Annotated in this window: 17 protein-coding genes; 13 read left to right on the top strand and 4 right to left on the bottom strand. The window is 60.3% G+C overall.

The window, feature by feature from the left end; translation table 11 throughout:
- The first annotated feature begins 111 nt into the window (after positions 1-111).
- On the top strand, positions 112-327 hold the full coding sequence (locus tag AC1MEW_RS23305) for a TOBE domain-containing protein (protein WP_034150404.1): 216 nt from the start codon (positions 112-114) through the stop codon (positions 325-327).
- Positions 328-474: 147 nt separating this feature from the next.
- On the opposite strand, the gene AC1MEW_RS23300 is transcribed toward AC1MEW_RS23305, so the two are convergent.
- Positions 475-1,107, bottom strand: a complete 633-nt coding sequence (locus AC1MEW_RS23300) for a response regulator (RefSeq protein ID WP_201256087.1) — start codon at positions 1,105-1,107, stop codon at positions 475-477.
- Positions 1,108-1,146: 39 nt separating this feature from the next.
- Complete coding sequence (locus AC1MEW_RS23295; protein ID WP_201256086.1) at positions 1,147-2,502, bottom strand: cache domain-containing protein; 1,356 nt, start codon at positions 2,500-2,502, stop codon at positions 1,147-1,149.
- Between the two features lie 277 nt (positions 2,503-2,779).
- Between AC1MEW_RS23295 and AC1MEW_RS23290 the strand changes: the two genes are divergently transcribed.
- Entirely contained in the window at positions 2,780-4,837 is a 2,058-nt protein-coding gene (locus AC1MEW_RS23290; protein WP_323570349.1) for a carbon starvation CstA family protein, read from the top strand.
- A 15-nt stretch (positions 4,838-4,852) separates the two neighbouring features.
- Positions 4,853-5,050 (top strand): YbdD/YjiX family protein, encoded by a 198-nt coding sequence (locus AC1MEW_RS23285; RefSeq protein WP_201119648.1) that lies wholly within the window; start codon positions 4,853-4,855, stop codon positions 5,048-5,050.
- 185 nt (positions 5,051-5,235) lie between these two features.
- On the opposite strand, the gene AC1MEW_RS23280 is transcribed toward AC1MEW_RS23285, so the two are convergent.
- Positions 5,236-6,096: a LysR substrate-binding domain-containing protein gene (locus AC1MEW_RS23280; protein ID WP_201257017.1), complete on the bottom strand. Its 861-nt coding sequence runs from the start codon at positions 6,094-6,096 to the stop codon at positions 5,236-5,238.
- Between the two features lie 242 nt (positions 6,097-6,338).
- Between AC1MEW_RS23280 and AC1MEW_RS23275 the strand changes: the two genes are divergently transcribed.
- Genes AC1MEW_RS23275 through metC form a run of 10 tightly spaced genes read left to right on the top strand, consistent with a single transcriptional unit; the run spans position 6,339 to position 17,073 of the window.
- The gene (locus AC1MEW_RS23275; protein WP_480423747.1) at positions 6,339-7,181 is read left to right on the top strand and encodes a transporter substrate-binding domain-containing protein; all 843 of its coding nucleotides are present in this window, start codon (positions 6,339-6,341) and stop codon (positions 7,179-7,181) included.
- A 46-nt stretch (positions 7,182-7,227) separates the two neighbouring features.
- Positions 7,228-8,079, top strand: a complete 852-nt coding sequence (locus AC1MEW_RS23270; RefSeq protein WP_201257015.1) for a transporter substrate-binding domain-containing protein — start codon at positions 7,228-7,230, stop codon at positions 8,077-8,079.
- Positions 8,076-9,500 carry an FAD-binding oxidoreductase gene (locus AC1MEW_RS23265; protein WP_323570347.1) on the top strand — a complete coding sequence of 475 codons (1,425 nt, stop codon included), beginning with the start codon at positions 8,076-8,078 and terminating at the stop codon, positions 9,498-9,500. The genes AC1MEW_RS23270 and AC1MEW_RS23265 overlap by 4 nt, the downstream gene beginning before the upstream one ends.
- Positions 9,497-10,708: an aminotransferase class I/II-fold pyridoxal phosphate-dependent enzyme gene (locus AC1MEW_RS23260; RefSeq protein WP_480423746.1), complete on the top strand. Its 1,212-nt coding sequence runs from the start codon at positions 9,497-9,499 to the stop codon at positions 10,706-10,708. The genes AC1MEW_RS23265 and AC1MEW_RS23260 overlap by 4 nt, the downstream gene beginning before the upstream one ends.
- Complete coding sequence (locus AC1MEW_RS23255) at positions 10,705-11,439, top strand: amino acid ABC transporter permease (protein ID WP_201257012.1); 735 nt, start codon at positions 10,705-10,707, stop codon at positions 11,437-11,439. The genes AC1MEW_RS23260 and AC1MEW_RS23255 overlap by 4 nt, the downstream gene beginning before the upstream one ends.
- On the top strand, positions 11,429-12,217 hold the full coding sequence (locus AC1MEW_RS23250) for an amino acid ABC transporter permease (protein WP_201257011.1): 789 nt from the start codon (positions 11,429-11,431) through the stop codon (positions 12,215-12,217). Before AC1MEW_RS23255 ends, AC1MEW_RS23250 begins: the two co-directional genes overlap by 11 nt.
- Positions 12,204-13,040 carry an amino acid ABC transporter ATP-binding protein gene (locus AC1MEW_RS23245; RefSeq protein WP_322268276.1) on the top strand — a complete coding sequence of 279 codons (837 nt, stop codon included), beginning with the start codon at positions 12,204-12,206 and terminating at the stop codon, positions 13,038-13,040. Before AC1MEW_RS23250 ends, AC1MEW_RS23245 begins: the two co-directional genes overlap by 14 nt.
- 17 nt (positions 13,041-13,057) lie before the next feature.
- A complete protein-coding gene (locus AC1MEW_RS23240; RefSeq protein ID WP_201257009.1) occupies positions 13,058-13,654 on the top strand; it encodes a cysteine dioxygenase family protein in 597 nt (198 codons plus the stop codon).
- The gene (locus AC1MEW_RS23235) at positions 13,651-14,307 is read left to right on the top strand and encodes a glutathione S-transferase N-terminal domain-containing protein (protein ID WP_201257008.1); all 657 of its coding nucleotides are present in this window, start codon (positions 13,651-13,653) and stop codon (positions 14,305-14,307) included. The genes AC1MEW_RS23240 and AC1MEW_RS23235 overlap by 4 nt, the downstream gene beginning before the upstream one ends.
- A 24-nt stretch (positions 14,308-14,331) precedes the next feature.
- Positions 14,332-17,073 (top strand): cystathionine beta-lyase, encoded by a 2,742-nt coding sequence (gene metC, locus AC1MEW_RS23230; RefSeq protein ID WP_480423745.1) that lies wholly within the window; start codon positions 14,332-14,334, stop codon positions 17,071-17,073.
- Positions 17,074-17,122: 49 nt separating this feature from the next.
- Here metC and AC1MEW_RS23225 read toward each other — a convergent pair whose 3' ends face one another.
- A complete protein-coding gene (locus AC1MEW_RS23225) occupies positions 17,123-17,332 on the bottom strand; it encodes a hypothetical protein (RefSeq protein WP_322268279.1) in 210 nt (69 codons plus the stop codon).
- Positions 17,333-17,521: the final 189 nt, after the last annotated feature.

Below are 17,521 nucleotides of genomic sequence, written 5' to 3'. Positions count from 1 at the left end.
TCAGGAATAAACAAATCGTTATTTATTCCTTTTGTCGTCCGCTGAACAGGTGCATTTTGAAGGCCTGCACCTCAGTGCGGTTTTGCCCCACATCAGACAGGAAGCCTCAACATGACTATCAAAGCGATCAACGTTCGTAACCAGTTCAAAGGCGTCATCAAGGAAATCCTGGAAGGCGAAGTGGTCTCGGAAATCGATGTGCAAACCGCCTCCGGAATCGTCACCTCGGTAATCACCACCCGCTCAGTGCGCGATCTGGAATTGAAGATTGGCAGCGAAGTGATTGCCTTCGTTAAATCCACGGAAGTGTCGATTGCCAAGCTCTGATTTGCTGTTGTGGCGAGGGAGCTTGCTCCCGCTTGAGTGCGCAGCACTCACAAAATCTTGGGGCCGCTGCGCAGCCCAGCGGGAGTAAACTCCCTCGCCACAGGCAAGTCCCCCTCACCACAAGGTTTCTTGTTTGACTCGAGATTTTCAGCGAGAAATCAACCCACGCTCAATCGCGTAGTTGAGCAACGCCGCCGGTTTGTCGATGTTCAGTTTGCGGCGGATGCTCAGGCGATGGGTTTCCACCGTGCGCACACTGATATCCAGTTCGCGGGCCATTTCCTTGTTGTTCAGCCCCAAGACCATTTTGCACAGCACCTGACTTTCTCGCGGAGTCAGTTCGTTATCCGTGGGCCGGTCAGCCGCCAGTTTCTGGGCGATTTCGGCGCTATAGAAGGTGCCCCCACTGGCAATCGCCTCGATAGCCGCAATGATTTCCCGTGAAGGGGAATTCTTCAGCACATAGCCGCTGGCACCCGAACGCACCGATTCGCTCACGTACTCATTGTTGTCGTACATGCTCAGTATCAGGATCTTGATCGACGGGTGTTCCTGGCGCAGTAGGCGGGTCAGCTCAAGACCGTTCATGTCCTTGAGACCAATGTCCACCAACAGCAAGTCGGGCTGGGTCTGGCGGACCATTTCAACCGCGCTCGCACCACTGTCGGCTTCACCGACGATTTCCAGAAAGTCCACCACCGTCAGCAAGGCGCGAATGCCGTCGCGTACCAGTGAATGATCGTCGACCAGGGCGACGCGGATCGGGAAGGGCAGGCTCATCAGGTTATTTCTCTTATTGTTGTGTGACGGTGATCGGCTTCAGGTGGCCGTCACACTCATGGGCAGCAGAACGTTCAGCTCGCTTCGGCCCGGCGTTGAATGAAGGTCGAACCGGCCACCAAAATGCTCGACCCGTTCACGGATATTGCGCAGGCCGATGCCGGCGTTCAGGCGTTCGACTCGATTGACGTTAAAACCGATGCCGTCATCCACGACGATCAAGCGCAATGCCTGCGCCGATCCTTGCAGCGTGATCGACACCGTGCTGGCCTGGGCATGCCGTTCAATATTGGTCAGGCCTTCCTGGGCGATGCGGAACAGGGCCACGGCCGCGCCGTCTACCAGATCACAATCCACCAAGTCGCTTTCATAATTCACCTGCAAACCACTGCGCTGCTGGAACTCAGCGGCCAACTGCCCCATGGCGGCGGGCAGGCCCAGGGTGTCGAGCAGCGATGAGCGCAAGTCATGGGAGATGCTCCGAACCTCGCCAATGGCACTACCGAGGCGCTCGGTGGCTTCACGCAAAATATTCAGGCCATTGTCCCGACCGGCCTCGATCAGGTGGCTGGCCAACTCGAACTGAAACTTGATGGAAACCAGCAACTGACTGATGCCGTCATGCAGTTCGCGGGAGACCCGCGAGCGTTCTTCTTCCTGCAAGCTGACGATGCGCTGGTTGAGTCGCTGGAGCTTTTTGTCGGCCAGGCGATGTTCGCTGACGTTCAATGTCATGCCGCTGATAAACACCAGCAGCACGGCAATCAGCGCGACGGCGGCGATTGCCAGCATGGTGCCGTGGATACCTTGGGCGACTTCATCGCGGGCTTGTTGGGTGGCTTGCTCGATGTCTTCGAGGTAGATACCAGTGCCGAGCATCCAGCCCCAACGGTCCAGCATCACCACGTAGGCGAGCTTGTCGGTGACCGCGCCGGTCGAGGGTTTTTTCCAGGCGTAACGTTGGAAACCGGCGCCGGATTCTGCGCTTTTCAGCAAGGCTTGAATCACCGGCAAACCGTGCGGGTCGGTCATGTTCCAAAGGTATTTGCCGACCAGCTCGGACTGCCGCGCGTGCATCAGGCTGCGACCCTGGCGGTCATAAACGAAGAAGTAACCGTCGATGCCGAAGCTGAGTTTGCGCAGTTCTTCGAGCACGCGCTGCTGTGCCGCTTCGTCACCCTTGCCATCGGCATACAGCGGCTCGATCAGGCTCTTGGCCATTTCTACGTAGTTTTTCAACTCCGCGCGTTTACTGGCGAGGATGCTGTCTTCGATCAACTGCGCCTGCTGTTCGCCGAGCTGTCGATTCTGGACGATGACCAGCGCGCAAATAACCGCAATCGCCAGGATCAGCGGCAGGATACCGAGGGCAACAATTTTGTGTTTGAGCTGCATATCTACTCCTGTCCAGACCGGGCGACGGTGCGGCAGGGCCGTTGGCGGGTGTCGTGGTGGGGGCATGATAGGCCAAAAAGACCTTCACTTCGCCAGCGTAAAGAGCCGTCGGACTAATGGATAAAACCGATCTGCGTAGTACTACGTAGAAGGGCCTTACGTAGTACTGCGGATTTCACTGATGGCGACATGCGCGGATATTAGGCAGGCTCGCATAACGGGCACCATTATAAAAATTATCGCCGCGGCCTATCGGACTGCCGGCAGGAGACACGCAATGACCCGTCTGGTTAAACACCTCGCCTGGTTTGTCGTGGCTGTCATTGGAGCGTTTGCGCTGAGTGTCGTGGCCTTGCGCCGCGGCGAAGCGATCAACGCCCTTTGGATTGTCGTCGCCGCCATCGCCATCTACCTTGTTGCCTACCGCTATTACAGCCTGTTCATCGCCAATAGGGTGATGGAACTCGATCCCAATCGAGCGACCCCCGCCGTACTTAACAACGATGGTCTGGACTACGTCCCGACCAACAAACACATCCTTTTCGGTCACCACTTTGCAGCCATCGCTGGTGCCGGGCCTTTGGTCGGTCCGGTGTTGGCAGCGCAGATGGGCTACCTGCCCGGCACACTGTGGCTGATTGCCGGTGTGGTGTTCGCCGGCGCGGTTCAGGACTTCATGGTCCTGTTCATGTCCACCCGCCGCAACGGTCGCTCGCTGGGCGACATGGTCCGTGAAGAAATGGGCCGCATCCCTGGCACCATCGCGCTGTTCGGCTGCTTCCTGATCATGATCATCATCCTTGCGGTGCTGGCGCTGATCGTGGTCAAGGCCCTGGCCGATAGCCCGTGGGGCATGTTCACCGTGATGGCGACCATCCCGATCGCGATGTTCATGGGCATTTACATGCGCTACATCCGTCCGGGCCGCATTGGTGAAATCTCGGTGATCGGCGTGGCGTTGCTGCTCGGTTCGATCTTCGTGGGCGGGCAGATTGCTGCTGATCCGGTGTGGGCCAAAGTGTTTAGCTTCACCGGGATTCAGATTACCTGGATGCTGATCGGTTATGGCTTTGTCGCGGCGGTGCTGCCGGTGTGGCTGATCCTGGCGCCACGCGACTACCTGTCGACCTTCCTGAAAATCGGCACCATCCTGGCGTTGGCGGTTGGGATTCTGATCACCATGCCCGAGCTGAAAATGCCGGCGCTGACCCAATTTATCGACGGCACCGGTCCAGTATGGAAGGGCGGGTTGTTCCCGTTCCTGTTCATCACTATCGCTTGTGGCGCGGTTTCGGGTTTCCACGCGCTGATCGCTTCCGGCACCACACCGAAATTGCTCGCCAGTGAAGGCCATGCCCGTTACATCGGTTATGGCGGCATGTTGATGGAATCCTTCGTTGCCATCATGGCGATGGTTGCCGCTTCGGTGATCGAGCCGGGCGTGTACTTCGCCATGAATAGCCCGGCCGCCGTGGTCGGTAGTGACGTGGTGACTGTGGCGCAAACCGTCAGCAGTTGGGGCTTTGCGATTACCCCGGAAGCCCTGCAATTGGTGGCCAAGGACATTGGTGAAACCACCGTACTGGCTCGCGCCGGCGGTGCACCAACGCTGGCAGTCGGCATTGCGCAGATCCTGCACAGTGTGTTGCCGGGTGAAAACACCATGGCGTTCTGGTACCACTTCGCGATCCTGTTTGAAGCGCTGTTCATCCTGACCGCCGTCGACGCCGGCACGCGGGCCGGACGCTTCATGCTTCAGGATTTGCTCGGCTCCTTCGTTCCGGCGCTCAAACGAACGGAATCCTGGACCGCCAACCTGATCGCGACTGCCGGTTGCGTGGCGATGTGGGGTTACTTGCTTTATCAAGGCGTGATCGATCCGCTCGGTGGCATCAACACCTTGTGGCCGTTGTTCGGTATCTCTAACCAGATGCTCGCTGGTATCGCGCTGATGCTCGCCACCGTCGTCCTGATCAAAATGAAACGTCAACGCTACATCTGGGTGACTTTGTTGCCGGCCGCGTGGTTGCTGATTTGCACCACCACCGCCGGTTTCATTAAGTTGTTCGACGCCAACCCGGCGATTGGCTTCCTGGCCCTGGCCAAGAAATACAGCGATGCCCTGGCCAACGGTCAGATCCTCGCGCCGGCCAAGGACATCAATCAGATGCAACACGTGATCTGGAACGCCTACACCAACGCAACGCTGACAGCGCTGTTCCTGTTCGTGGTGTTCAGCATCCTGTTCTATGCGCTCAAGGTCGGGATTTCGGCTTGGGGCAGCAAGGAACGTACGGATAAAGAATCACCGTTCCAGGCTGTGCCGGATGCGTGATCAAGGATTGCAACGATGTTCAATGACCTGAGTCGCCTCGGTAAATACCTCGGTCAGGCCGCGCGCCTGATGGTCGGCATGCCCGACTACGACAACTACGTCGAGCATATGCAAACCAAACACCCGGACAAACCGGTGATGAGCTACGAGATGTTCTTTCGGGAACGTCAGGAAGCGCGTTACGGCAGTAAGGCTGGGCCGAAGTGTTGTTGATCTATTGGCACTGAAGTAACGCAGTACCCTGTGGGAGCAGGTTGAACCGGATATTTGTGAGCGACCCCCAAACCACTGTGGGAGCGAGCTTGCTCGCGAAAGCGGTGTGTCATTCAACATTAATGTCGACTGACACGGCCTCTTCGCGAGCAAGCTAGCTCCCACATTTGTTTTGTTTTGTGCTGTTAGTGCCCTTGATTGCTTTTGATCAACTCGTAAGCCCGGCGCACCAACGGGTTCACCGTATTCGGCCGAATCCACAAGTGATATGTCACGTCCGGCAACCGCGGCAACCCATCGTTTTCCCCCAATACCCGCATGTCCGGCCCGAGCATTTCCATGCTTCTCGGGGTCACGCCCAACCCTGCACGGGTCGCAGCCTTGATGCCAATCAGGTTCGACGCCAGGTACGCCTGGCGCCAGGGAATGTTCGCGCGTTCCAGCGCTTCCAATGCATAGCGCCGATAGATGCTCGGTTCATCCACCAGGATCAGCGGCAACGGTTCACTGGGGTTGTGAATGTACTGCGCCGAGCAAATCCACCACACCGGCGAGGTGCGCAGGGCGAAGCCTTCGAGAGTCGGATCCGCGCGAGTGGAAATCACCATGTCGACCTTGCCCCGGTGCAGGTCTTCCATCAGGAAGGGACTGCGCCCGACATCGATCTCCAGGCGCAAGCGCGGTGCCGAGCGGGCTATGTGGCTGAGCATCGGCGGCAGGATGGTGTCGGCGATGTCATGGGGCGAGCCGATACGCAGCACGCCGCTCAAGCTGCTTTCGCGCAAGGAGTTCAGCGCGTCGTCATTGAGCGAAAGCATTTGCCGGGCATGACGTAGCAACTGCTGACCCGCTTCCGTGAGTTGTTTTTGCCGGCCGCGCTTTTCGAACAGGCTCACGCCCACCTGTTGTTCCAGCCGCTGCATGTGCTGGGTGACTGACGATTGCGTGCGGTCCAGCTGCGCGCCGGCTTCGGCAAAACTGTGGTGATCGACCACCGCTATGAAGGTACGCAGTAATTCGAGATCGAGGGTAGGCAGGGTCGACATGGAGGCTGCTTTTATATCAAGGGCACGAACATAAACATTACATATTTTTATGTGTTCGGAGAAATGGATTTTCTTGAGTCGTGTTTAGCGCCCGCAAACACGGCGATATAAGCGTTTTGCTAAAAAGTAAAACCTTCCGAGTTATAACGATATTAGATATTTGCATTTCCGTTGCCTGAGCGCTGTACCTAGGATGCCACTCATCAGGTCGGGGTACGCCGATCATCCATGAGGGGAAATCCATGTTGCTCGAGCGCTCACCCGTTAAACGATTGTTGCCTGTGGTGCTGGGCGCGTTGATTTCCTTGTCGGGCATCAGCGCCGCGCAGGCCGATGCCACGCTGGACAAGATCCAGCAACGCCACGTGTTAGTGGTCGGCGTGCTGCTGTCCGGCGGGCCCTTTGGTGCGATAGATCCCTCCAGCCAAAAGCCTCGCGGCTTGAATGTCGACCTCGCTGAGGAGCTGGGACGCCAGCTTGGCGTCGAAGTGCAACTGGTGCCGGTCCTGCCGGCCAACCGCGTGCAGTTTCTGCAGCAGGGCAAAGTCGATTTGCTGATCGCCAACATGGAATGGACCACTGAACGCGGTGAGATCCTCGGCTTTGTGCCGACCCCGTTCTACCGCGTCGGCGGCACCGCCGCCGTGCTCAAGGACAGCAAAATCACCCGTTGGGAAGACCTGAAGAACCAACCGGTCTGCACCTCCCAAGGCAGTAGCTACGTCAAGCCGCTGACCGATTTGGGCGCCGAGATCAAAGCGTTCAAGAGCTCGTCCGAATCCTTGCTAGCCCTGCGCGGCAACAACTGCGTTGCGGCTGTGCACGACGCCACGCTGATCAACCCGTTGCTTGCCGACACCGCCGAATGGCAGGGCTATCGCGCCCTCGAACCGGAACTCAACCCGGCGCCGTCGGTGATCTGGACCCGCCGTGGCGAAAGCGACACCCAGGCCAGACTCGACCCGATCATCAAGGCGCTGCACCGCAGCGGCTGGTTGATCGAGGCTCAAACCCGTAACCACATCACCCCGGCATCCCCGGCGCTGGTCGAGTTGCAGAAACAGTTCCAGGCCAACGGCGCCTGAGGCCGGTTCATCGTTTTTAACCGACCAACGCTCAAGGTAGCTGTGCATGAAGCCTCTTTTTTCCGCTAAAACCCTGACCACCCTATGCCTCGCCGGGTGTGCCGCACTGGCCGCCAGCCTGGCCCAGGCCGACGCCACACTGGACAAAATCGAGCAACGCCACGTCATCAGCGTCGGAGTGATTCTCAGCGGTCCGCCGTTCGGCACCATTGACCCGAAGACCGGCGAACACCTGGGCTATAACGTTGAACTGGCCAAGGGCATAGGCAAGGCGCTGGGCGTCGAAACCAAGACCGTTTCGGTGCTCGCGCCGAACCGTGTGCAGTTCCTGCAACAGGGCAAGGTCGACATCCTGATCGCCAACATGCAGTTCACCGAAGAGCGTGCCGAGATTCTCGACTACGTGCCCACGCCTTATGAAGAAGTCGGCGGCGCTGCGTTGATTCGCAAGGGCTCGGGCATCACCCAGTGGGCTGATCTGAAGGGCAAGCCCGTGTGCGTGTCCCAAGGCAGCAACTTCATCAAGCCGTTGCAGGAAACCTACGGCGCCGAGATCAAGGCGTTCCGCAGTCAGTCGGAATCGCTGTTGTCGCTGCGGGGCAATGGCTGCGTGGCGGCGGTGCACGTCAGCCCGACCATGCAGGCGTTGTTGAGTGATGCCGAATGGGCCGGTTACGAGATCCCGTTGCCGGGGGATTTGATCCCGTCGAACTCGGTGATCTGGATTCGCAAAGGTGAGCACGATACCCAGGCCAAACTGGATGCCATCGTCCGTGACTGGCACCGCAGCGGCTGGCTGATCGCGTTGGGCGAACGCACCGGCATGGCGCCGTCCCAGGCTCTGCGCGACCTGCATGAACAGTACCGCAACGCCGAACCGCTGGCGGTTCAGCCATGAGCCAAGGGTTGTTCGAGATCTTGCAGCAACTGCTCGGCGCCAGTCATGTGCAAAGCAATGAAGACGCTGCGCCGTACCTGACCGACAAGCAGGGTCGCTACGTGGGGCAAGTAATTGCCGCCGTGCACCCGGCCAACACCGAGGAAGTCGCGGCGGTGGTCCGCGCTTGCGTGGCCAATGACACGCCGGTGGTGGTGCAGGGCGGCAACACCGGTTTGATGGGCGGCGCGACTCCGGACGGCAGCGGCCGCGCCGTGCTGTTGTTGCTCGATCGGCTGAACCGCGTGCGCAACCTGGACACCGACAACGACACCCTGACCGTCGAGGCCGGCTGTATTTTGCAAACCGTGCAGGACGTGGCGCGTGACGCCGGTCGCCTGTTCCCTCTCAGCCTCGGCGCCGAAGGCAGTTGCACCCTCGGCGGCAATCTGGGGACCAATGCTGGTGGCACGGCGGTGCTGCGTTATGGCAATACCCGCGAGCTGACTCTGGGGCTGGAAGTGGTCACCGCCCAAGGCGAAATCTGGAATGGCCTGCGCGGTTTGCGCAAGGACAACACCGGTTACGACCTGCGCGACCTGTTTATCGGCAGCGAAGGCACCCTCGGCATTATCACTGCCGCGACCCTGAAGCTCTTCCCGTTGCCCAAGGCCCAGGCCACGGCGCTGCTGGCCTTCGACTCTTTAGCACAGGCCGTGAAATTTCTGTCCCACGCCCGCGCCGGTTTCGGCGCCAGCCTGACCGCGTTCGAATTGCTCAGCGCCGATTGCCTGGCGTTGTTGCGTGAGCAGTTTCCACAAGGTCCACAGCCGTTTCTCGGCGCCGTCGAGCCGTGGTTTGCGTTGCTGGAACTCTCCGACAACCACAGTGAAAGCCATGCTCGCGAAGCGTTTGAATCGGTGTTGGGCGAAGCCTTTGAGCAAAGTCTGCTGGCCAATGCGCTGATCGCCGAAAGCCTGGCCCAGAGCGAGGGCCTGTGGTTGCTGCGGGAAAACATGAGCGAGGCGCAGAAGCGTGCCGGTCGCAACATGAAGCACGACATCTCGGTGCCGATTTCCCAGGTCGTGGCATTTGTCGCTCACACCGACGCGCTGTTGCAAAAAAAATTCCCCGGCGTCCGGCATTTCACCTTCGGCCATTTGGGCGACGGCAATCTGCATTACAACGTCGCTCATCCACTGGGTTCGACGGTCGAGGCGCACATGGCTAATTACGCCGCTCTCAGTCTGTTGGTCCACGACAGCGCCCACGCCCACGGCGGTTCCATCAGCGCCGAACACGGGATTGGCCAGCGCAAAGTCGGACTGCTGGAGCGCTACAAAAGCCAGGTGGAGCTCGATCTGATGCGGCGGATCAAGCACGCACTGGACCCGAAAAACCTGCTCAATCCGGGCAAGGTTGTGGAGGTGCCAAAACCATGACTCTTCGTCTGTCCAAACGCGTGCAGCGCGTGTCGCTGTCGGCCAATGCGGCGGCCAAATCCCAGGCCACGGCGTTGCGAGACGCCGGTCGCGACATCCTCGACCTGACCACCGGCGAGCCGGATTTCGACACCCCGGAGCACATCAAGCAAGCCGCCTATGCCGCCATCGCGGCCGGCGCCACCAAGTACACGCCGACGCCCGGCGTCAAAGCCTTGCGGGTCGCCGTGCAGCGCAAACTCCAGCGCGAGAATCGACTGGATTACCCATTGGAATCCATCGTGATTGCCAACGGCGCCAAACAGATCATCTTCAACGCTTTCGCCGCGACCCTGGATGACGGCGATGAAGTGCTAGTACCAACGCCGTACTGGCCGACATTTCCGGACAGCGTGCGCTTCAATGGCGGCGAACCGGTATTCATCGAATGCGGGTTGGCCCAGGGCTGCAAGCTGACGCCGCAGCAACTGGAACAACACATTGGCGAGCGCACGCGCTGGCTGATCCTCAACGGCACCGGCAATCCGAGCGGCGCGGTGTACAGCGCCGGCGAGTTGCAGGCGTTGGCCGAGGTGCTGCGTCGGCATCCGCAGGTGCTGATTCTGCTGGATGAGCTTTACGAACATATCCGCTTTGACGGTCAACCGGCCCAGAGCCTGCTTAACGTCGCCCCGGATCTGCAACCGCGCTGCCTGCTGGTGGGCGGTGTGTCCAAGACCTACGCCATGACCGGTTGGCGCATCGGTTTTGGTGCCGGGCCGCAGGCGTTGACCAGTGCCATGGCGGTCGTGCAGTCGCAATCGACGTCGGGCGCTTCCTCGGTCGGGCAAGCCGCTGCGTTGGCAGCCTTCGACGGTGGGCTGGATTTCTTGTCGGCACAGGTCGCTGCGTATCAGCAACGACGAGATCTGCTGGTAAGCACCTTACGCAAAGTGGATGGCCTCGAGGTGCTTGAACCTCAGGGCGGCTTTTTCGTGTTCGTCCGCTGCGAAGGCCTGTTGGGACGTTATCGCCCGGACGGTGTACGCCTCAACAATGACGCCGATGTCGTCGCGTATTTGCTGGATGAGGGCGTCGCTGGCGTCGCGGGCAGCGCTTATGGCTTGTCCCCGTGGTTTCGCCTGTCCATCGCCACCGCGACCGACAACGTTGCCGAGGCCGGACGCCGCATCGCCTACGCCTGCGGGCAATTGCGGGGCGAAGCATGAGTCATCTGTTGGAGCTTTTCGTCCACTGGACCGCCGGGTTTGGCCTGAACTACGGCTTTCTGCTGGACGCCTATCAACGCGGCACGCTGGAGCAGGGCGCGCTGACCACGGCGTTGCTGTGCCTGTTCACCATCGTCGGCAGTCTGTTGGCCGGTGTCGGGTTAGCGGCAATGTTGACCTCGGGCAAACCCTGGCTGGCGACACCGGCGCGGGTCTTCATCGAAGTGACCCGCAACACCCCGACGCTGGTGCAGCTGTATTGCGCGTTCCTGGTGTTGAACATGCTGCTGACTCAAGCCGTCGGCACGGCCAACCCGCTGACACCGTTCGCCTGGGTGGTGATTGTGATCTCGCTGCACAAGGGCGCGTTCCACGCCGAAGCCCTGCGCGCCGGCATTGAAGCGGTGCCGGCGGTGACGCTGGAAGCCGCCAGCTCCCTGGCATTCAGCAGTCGTCAATTGCTCTGGAACGTGCAGCTACCGCTGGCCCTGCGCTTTGCTTTGCCGTCGCTGATCAATAACCTGATCGACCTGGTGAAAATGACCGCTGTCGCCTCGGCGATTGCCGTCGGGGACATCACCTACGCGGCGATCATGATCTGGACCCAAAGCGATAACGTGCTGGAACTGATGATCCTGATCCTGACCTTTTTCGGCTTGCTGAGTTTTATCGTCAACTGTGTGGGGCGCCTGCTCGAAGCGCGCCTGAGGATGCCCGGCTATGGCCATTGAATCGTCCGTCAGCGCGCCGCTGGCCTGGCCGCGTCGGCATGTCGGCAAACTGCTGCTGTTGGCGGTTGCTGTGTTCTGGCTGCTGTACTTCGCCCCGCAAAGCCCGGTGTTCAAGGCCTTGCTGCAATGGTCGCCGGCGCTGGTCGTGGGCTTTGGCCAGAACATTTTGATCAGTTTGGTGGCGATCGGCTTGGGCTCGCTGCTGGGATTGCTGGTGGGCGCATTGGCCGTGTCGCCGCTAAGGCTGTTGCGACTGCCGGCACAGATTTGGGTGCAGATTTTCCGCAATGCGCCGTGGCTGGTGCTGATCTATTTCACCACCTATGTGTTCCCGTTCGAGATCAAGATCGGCAGCACCTACGTCTCGTTTCCGGACTGGGTCAAAGTCACCATTGGCCTGGCCTTGCCGGCGAGCGCCAACGTTGCGGAAATCTTCCGTGGTGCCATTGCCTCGATCCCCAGCACCCAATGGGAAGCCGCGCGTTCCCTGGCCTTCACCCGTGGGCAGATTTTCCGTTCGATCATCCTGCCGCAGTGCTTCAAGCGGATGTTGCCGCCGTGGATGAACCTCTACGCGGTCATCACCATGGGCACCGCGCTGGCATCCCTGGTGGGCGTGCATGACGTGATCGACACCGCGCAGATCGCCAGCAACACCGTAAACATGACCGGTTTCACCGTGGTGATTTACCTGAGCCTGCTGGTGTTGTTCTTTGCTTATTGCTACCCGATTTCCCGACTGACCCAACGCCTGGAGCGACGTTATGCCTTCTATTGAAACCGTCGCCGAGCCCCTGGTCAGCCTGCGCGACCTACACTTGTCGTTCGGCGCCAACCCGGTGCTCAAGGGCATCGACCTCGACGTCCATCGCGGCGAGGCCGTGTCGATCATCGGCCCGTCCGGTTCCGGCAAGTCGACCATCCTGCGTTGCATCACCGGCCTGTTGCAGCCCCAGCGCGGCAGCATCCGCGTCGGCGCCACCGAGGTGCACACCCTGGCCAAGGAAGCCCAGCGCATCGAGTTGCGCAAGCGCGTGGGGTTTGTGTTCCAGCAGTACAACCTGTTTCCGCATCTGTCGGTGCTGGAAAACCTGGTGATTGCGCCACGCAAGGTCTTGGGTCGCAGCCGGATCGATGCCGAGAAAGAAGCCCGGGCCTTGCTCGCCAAAGTGCGCATGGAACACAAGGCCGATGCCTATCCAGGGCAGTTGTCCGGCGGCCAGCAGCAGCGAGTGGCGATTGCCCGCGCCTTGGCCATGCGCCCGGAACTGATTCTGTTCGATGAAGTGACTTCGGCCCTCGATCCGGAAACCGTTGGCGAGGTGCTGACGGTGATTCGCGAGCTGACCGAAGAGGGCATGACCTGCGTGCTGGTGACCCACGAAATGCGCTTTGCCGAAGAAATCAGCGACATCGTCTACTTCACTGAAAACGGCGTAATCGTCGAACACGGCAGCGCCGCGCAAATCTTTCAGCACCCGAGCAGCGAACGAACCCAGGAGTTTTTGCGCCATGCGCTGGGTGACCCGGGCCGTCGCCCGGCGACTGCCAATGATCCGTATCTGTTGACCAACCTGAGCCGCTATAGCCTGTCCGTGTAACACCGAGGAGCTAATTCATGAGTACCGATAACCGTGCCGTCGTCATTGAGGATTTCCTCAAGAAAATCCGTGTGATCAATCAACGGGGCGTCGACCGCGCCGCACTGGTTGAAATCGTTGCCTTGCTCGAAGACCTGGCCGAGCGCCGGGATCTGTTCAACTTCGACGCGTTCCCGGCGCCGGTGCCGGGGCAGGGCAGCACCGCGTTCCGCTACCGTCTCAATGACGATGGCGACACGCCGACGCTGTACTTGAACTCGCTGCTGCCGGGCAAAAGTACGCTACCGCACAACCACGAAACCTGGGCGATCATCAGCGCCGTAGAAGGCCAGGAAATCAACTTCGTCTACGGTCGCAGCGACGAAGGTCGCGAACCTGGCTTCACCACGCTGCACCTGGAAAAAGAAGTCATCGTGCAGCCCGGCACGTCGATCTCGTTCCTGGGCGAAGACCTGCATGGCATCCGTGTCGAAGGCGAGCACGCGACTCTGCATTTCCACCTCTATGGCCTGCCGCTGGAATCGCTCAACGGCCGCTACGGTGTGGACACCGACGGGCGGATTCTCAACTACAACGCCTCGCAAATGGCGCCGTCGATCAAGGCCTACGCATGATCGATTTGTATTACTGGCCCACCGGCAATGGGCTGAAGATCGGCATCCTGCTCGAAGAACTCGGGCATGCGTACCGCGTGCTGCCGATCAACATCCGCGAAGGCGAGCAGAAGCAGGCGGCGTTCCAGCGCATCAGCGCGAATGGGCGGATTCCGGCGATTGTCGATCAGGCACCGCAGGGTCTGGACGCGCCGCTGAGCCTGTTCGAGTCCGGTGCCATTCTCAATTATCTGGCCGACAAGGCCGGGCGTTTTCTGCCGGTTGCGGGCAGTGCCGAGCGGCAAAAGGTTCAGGAATGGCTGTTCTGGCAGGTCGGGCATGTCACGCCCTACCTGAGCCAGTTGCAGCTGTTCAAGGAGAAGGCGCCCGAGCCGATCCCGTTCGCCCTCGACCTGCTGAATGCCGAGGCGACGCGCCTGTATCGGGTACTGGAAACGCGGTTGTCCGAGGTGCCGTATGTGGCGGGTGACTACTCCATTGCCGACATGGCGATCTTCCCGTGGATTCAGCCGTTGCGTCAGGGGCAGGACCTGGCGGACTTTCCGCATATCCACGTCTGGCGCGAACGCCTCAAGGCCCGTCCGGCCATTCAACGCGCCTATGCCAAGGGCCGAGAAATCGCCGCCAATGAGCGCTCCCTCGCGCTTCAATAACTCTATTTTTCTAGCGGGACTCCCATGAGCCAGACCGTAACTCCAGGGCAATTGCAGCAGTGGCTGTTCGACGGGCAGGAAATTGCCCTGTTTGACGTGCGTGAGCATGGTCAATATGGCGAAGCCCATCTGTTTTTCGGGGTGAACCTGCCCTACAGCCGCCTGGAGTTGGAGGTCCGGCGTCTGGCGCCGAATCCACAAGTGCGGCTGGTGATCTACGACCAGGATGGCGGCGGCGTTGCGGCGCGTGCGGCCCAGCGTTTGCAGGCATTGGGTTATGGCCGCGTGCACGTCCTGGAGGGAGGTGCCGATGGCTGGCAGGCCGCCGGTTTTCAACTGTTTGCCGGGGTGCACGTGCCGTCCAAGGCATTTGGTGAGTTGGTGGAGGAGGCCAGCCATACGCCGCATATCACCGCCACGGAGTTGGCCCAATGGCAGGCCCGGGGCGAACCGTTGGTGGTGCTCGACGGTCGGCCGTTCGATGAGTATCGCAAGATGACCATTCCCGGCTCGGTCTGCTGCCCGAATGGCGAACTGGGCTATCGCGTCCACGATCTGGTGCCGGACGAGAGCACGCCGATTGTGATCAATTGCGCCGGTCGAACCCGCAGCATTATTGGCGCGCAGACGCTGATTAACCTGGGGGTGAAGAACCCGGTGTATGCGCTGGAGAACGGGACACAGGGTTGGTATCTGGAAGATTTTCAGTTGGAGCATGGCAGCACACGGCGCTATGCCGATGAGGTGTCATCTGATGCCTTGCCGGCTCAGCGGTTGGCCGCCGCGCAACTGGCGCAAAAGGCTGGAGTGAAAACCGTGGCGGCGACACAGGTTGAGCAGTGGTCAAGGGATGCCGGTCGCAGCCTGTTTCTGTGTGATGTGCGCACTGCCGAGGAGTTTGCCGCCGGCAGCCTGCCGGGCGCGCAACACACGCCGGGTGGGCAGTTGATTCAGTCCGCTGATTTGTATGTCGGCGTGCGCCAGGCACGGTTGGTGCTGATCGACAGCGATGGCGTGCGGGCGCCGATTGTGGCCAGTTGGCTGCGTCAGTTGGGGCATGAGGCGTATGTGCTTGAGGGCGGTGCGAGCAGTTCTTTGGCATTGCCAGTACTCGAAGTCGCCGCACCTGAAGTGTTGCCATTGATCAGCGTCCAGGCATTGGCCGATGCGCTGAGGGACGCCGCCGTTGCACTGATTGATTTGCGCCCGAGCATGAGCTATCGCAAAGGTCATATCGGCGGGGCGCGTTGGTCGATCCGTTCGTTGCTCGCAGCCGAGGTCGCCGGTGAATTGCGGCCATTGGTGCTGCTGGCCGACGATCCGCAACTGGCGGCTTTCGCGGCACTGGAATTGCCCGAATACCAACGCCAGCAAACCCGGCTGCTGGACGGTGGCCTCGACGCCTGGCGCGCGGCGGGTTTCGCGGTGGAGGAAACGGTCAATACACCGCTCAATGAACAGTGCATCGATTTCCTGTTCTTCACCCACGACCGCCACTCCGGCAACAAGGATGCGGCGCGGCAATACCTGGCCTGGGAGATCGGTTTGCTGGCGCAAATGAGCGAAGACGAAATCGCCAGCTTAAAGCCGCTGCAAGAGAAAAAGTCCAGGGTTCGTACCCAGCTCATTCATTTGGCACGCACCGAAAAGGGCAATGGCGGTCGCGCCGTCAACGTCCCCGTCACGCGGTTAAGTACGGTGCTGTTCGACAACCTCGCGCAAATGCGTGACGCCCGTTCCCGGCGCGACCATGAGCGAGTGCTGAGCTATGGCGCTCGCGGCAACCCAACGGCATTCGCCCTGGAAGATCTGGTCACCGAACTTGAGGGCGGTTATCGCACCCGCTTGTTTGGCACCGGCCTGGCAGCGGTCGCCCAGACGTTCCTGGCCTACCTGCGGCCCGGCGACCATGTGCTGATCACCGACGCGGTCTACTCGCCGGTAAGGCGCCTGGCCCGAGAGTTTCTACAGCCGTTCGGCATTCAGGTCAGCTACTTCGCGCCTGACGCCCGCGACCTGCACATGCAGCTGCAAGCCAACACCAAAATGGTCTACACCGAAGTGCCTGGTTCGCTGTTGTACGAACTCTGCGACCTGCCGGCCATCGCCGCCCTGTGCAAGCCGCGCGGCATCTTGCTGGCCGTGGACAATACGTGGGGCTCAGGCTACTTGTATCGACCGCTGACCCTCGGTGCCGACATCTCGATCATGGCGCTGACCAAATACGTGAGCGGTCACAGCGACGTGGTCATGGGCAGTGTCTGCACCCGGCAAGAAGCCTGGCAACCGCTGGCGGCCATGAGCGACGCCTTCGGCAGCGCTGTCAGCCCCGATGACGCCTACCTGGTGCTGCGCGGCGCCCGAACCCTGGCGTCACGCCTGGATGTTCATGAACGCCAGGCCCTGGAAATCGCACACTGGTTGCAGGCTCATCCGCAGGTGAAACGGGTGTTCCACCCGGCATTGCCCGATCACCCCGGCCATGACGTGTGGCAGCGTGACTTCAAGGGCAGCAATGGTTTGCTCTCGTTCGAGCTGCACGACGCCAACGCGAGCTACGTCGAACGTTTCATCGACGGGCTTCAGCTGTTCGGGTTGGGTGCTTCTTGGGGCGGCTATGAAAGCCTGATCACCGTCGCTGAACTCAAGGAACGTGACAGCGCACAGGATCGCGCACTGAATCCGGTGCTGCGCTTGCATATCGGGCTGGAAGATGTCGAAGCGTTGATCGAGGATCTGGAGCGGGGATTCGCTGCTGCGAGGTAAGCGTGTGCGCTTTGCGTCGCGTCGGCAGCGAATCGGTGATGAGCGTCAGTTATCGATGGTTGTCGCTTTTGGCCGGGTCTGCGTTGCGCCGATCCGGGCCAGCGGGGTTGCCAGTGTCCACCAGTCTTCTCTCGACCAGCACATTCTGCAGCGCCTGGCGGGCCACCGGGTCCAACTGATGTTCACGTTCCTTGAGTTCAAGCAGGATGGGACTGGACCAAGTGCGATAGGTTTTTTCGGCGGTTCGAACGGGTGTCATCTATCTCTCCTTGATAAGGCGCTAGCGATGAAGCAGCGGCTGATTGATGAGGTAGAAACGTTAGTTGAGGAACGGGGTTGTTGCCAGTCGACTATCTGCCCCTGGCATAGTGATGGAGTCCTTATTGTTGATCCTTTGCCCGGCGTCATGTCCACGCTCACGGAAGATGCCGCGGCCACTCTGCAGAAA

Source organism: Pseudomonas sp. ASL4 (assembly GCF_056680395.1).
Note: the sequence above shows the minus strand (reverse complement) of the source record. Positions and strands in the feature narration are given on the sequence as shown.

Coding starts and splice junctions, on each gene's coding strand:
- AC1MEW_RS23235 (WP_201257008.1), top strand. CDS start 13,651: ATGATCGATTTGTATTACTGGCCCACCGGCAATGGGCTGAAGATCGGC.
- AC1MEW_RS23270 (WP_201257015.1), top strand. CDS start 7,228: ATGAAGCCTCTTTTTTCCGCTAAAACCCTGACCACCCTATGCCTCGCC.
- AC1MEW_RS23275 (WP_480423747.1), top strand. CDS start 6,339: ATGTTGCTCGAGCGCTCACCCGTTAAACGATTGTTGCCTGTGGTGCTG.
- metC (WP_480423745.1), top strand. CDS start 14,332: ATGAGCCAGACCGTAACTCCAGGGCAATTGCAGCAGTGGCTGTTCGAC.
- AC1MEW_RS23290 (WP_323570349.1), top strand. CDS start 2,780: ATGACCCGTCTGGTTAAACACCTCGCCTGGTTTGTCGTGGCTGTCATT.
- AC1MEW_RS23300 (WP_201256087.1), bottom strand. CDS start 1,107: ATGAGCCTGCCCTTCCCGATCCGCGTCGCCCTGGTCGACGATCATTCA.
- AC1MEW_RS23260 (WP_480423746.1), top strand. CDS start 9,497: ATGACTCTTCGTCTGTCCAAACGCGTGCAGCGCGTGTCGCTGTCGGCC.
- AC1MEW_RS23240 (WP_201257009.1), top strand. CDS start 13,058: ATGAGTACCGATAACCGTGCCGTCGTCATTGAGGATTTCCTCAAGAAA.
- AC1MEW_RS23265 (WP_323570347.1), top strand. CDS start 8,076: ATGAGCCAAGGGTTGTTCGAGATCTTGCAGCAACTGCTCGGCGCCAGT.
- AC1MEW_RS23295 (WP_201256086.1), bottom strand. CDS start 2,502: ATGCAGCTCAAACACAAAATTGTTGCCCTCGGTATCCTGCCGCTGATC.
- AC1MEW_RS23280 (WP_201257017.1), bottom strand. CDS start 6,096: ATGTCGACCCTGCCTACCCTCGATCTCGAATTACTGCGTACCTTCATA.
- AC1MEW_RS23285 (WP_201119648.1), top strand. CDS start 4,853: ATGTTCAATGACCTGAGTCGCCTCGGTAAATACCTCGGTCAGGCCGCG.
- AC1MEW_RS23305 (WP_034150404.1), top strand. CDS start 112: ATGACTATCAAAGCGATCAACGTTCGTAACCAGTTCAAAGGCGTCATC.
- AC1MEW_RS23250 (WP_201257011.1), top strand. CDS start 11,429: ATGGCCATTGAATCGTCCGTCAGCGCGCCGCTGGCCTGGCCGCGTCGG.
- AC1MEW_RS23245 (WP_322268276.1), top strand. CDS start 12,204: ATGCCTTCTATTGAAACCGTCGCCGAGCCCCTGGTCAGCCTGCGCGAC.
- AC1MEW_RS23225 (WP_322268279.1), bottom strand. CDS start 17,332: ATGACACCCGTTCGAACCGCCGAAAAAACCTATCGCACTTGGTCCAGT.
- AC1MEW_RS23255 (WP_201257012.1), top strand. CDS start 10,705: ATGAGTCATCTGTTGGAGCTTTTCGTCCACTGGACCGCCGGGTTTGGC.